The sequence below is a fragment of the Pseudomonas sp. K5002 genome, from assembly GCF_013386655.1.
Lineage (GTDB): Bacteria > Pseudomonadota > Gammaproteobacteria > Pseudomonadales > Pseudomonadaceae > Aquipseudomonas.
Genome location: NZ_JACARK010001144.1, coordinates 1 through 675, shown reverse-complemented (window position 1 = coordinate 675; position 675 = coordinate 1). Strand labels below are relative to the sequence as shown.

At 61.0% G+C, this 675-nt stretch carries 1 protein-coding gene and 1 pseudogene; both read right to left on the bottom strand.

What is annotated here, in order from left to right; translation table 11 throughout:
* A pseudogene (locus HX846_RS34190) lies at positions 1 to 429 on the bottom strand (dipeptide ABC transporter permease DppC); the annotation flags it as partial.
* A gap of 10 nt (positions 430 to 439) precedes the next feature.
* Positions 440 to 675: ABC transporter permease subunit (locus HX846_RS34185; RefSeq protein WP_178967147.1), on the bottom strand; the 236-nt coding region annotated here is incomplete at its 5' end.

Genomic DNA, 675 nt, shown 5'->3' with positions numbered 1-675 from the left:
CAGCATGATGTCCATCAGGCGCATGATGGTCGGGCCGAGCAGGCGCGGGAAGAAACCGGCGAACAGGCCCAGCAGGATCCCCGGGATCAGCGACATCACCACCGACGACAAGCCGATCAGCAGCGACAGGCGCGAACCCTGGATCAGGCGCGACAGCAGGTCACGACCGAGTTCATCGGTGCCCAGCAGGAACTGGATCTGCCCACCTTCCAGCCAGGCCGGAGGGGTCAGCAGGAAGTCACGGTATTGCTCGCTCGGGTTATGCGGGGCCACCCAAGGGGCGAAGAGCGCGCAAAACACCACCAGCAACATGAACAGCAGGCCGGCAACGGCGCCCTTGTTCTTGGAAAATGCTTGCCAGAATTCTTTGTACGGGGACGGGTACAGCAGGCTTTGATCGACTGCTACCGCGGGAGTAGGTGTGGTCATGGTCATGATCTCAGCGCTGGTGACGGATGCGTGGGTTGGCGAAGCCGTAGAGGATATCCACCACGAAGTTCACCAGAATCACCAGGCAGGCGATTAACAGGATGCCGTTTTGCACCACGGGATAATCCCGTGCGCCAATGGCTTCGATCAGCCATTTGCCGATGCCGGGCCACGAGAAGATGGTTTCGGTCAGGACCGCACCCGCCAGCAATGTGCCGACTTGCAGGCCGACCACGGTGAGTACCG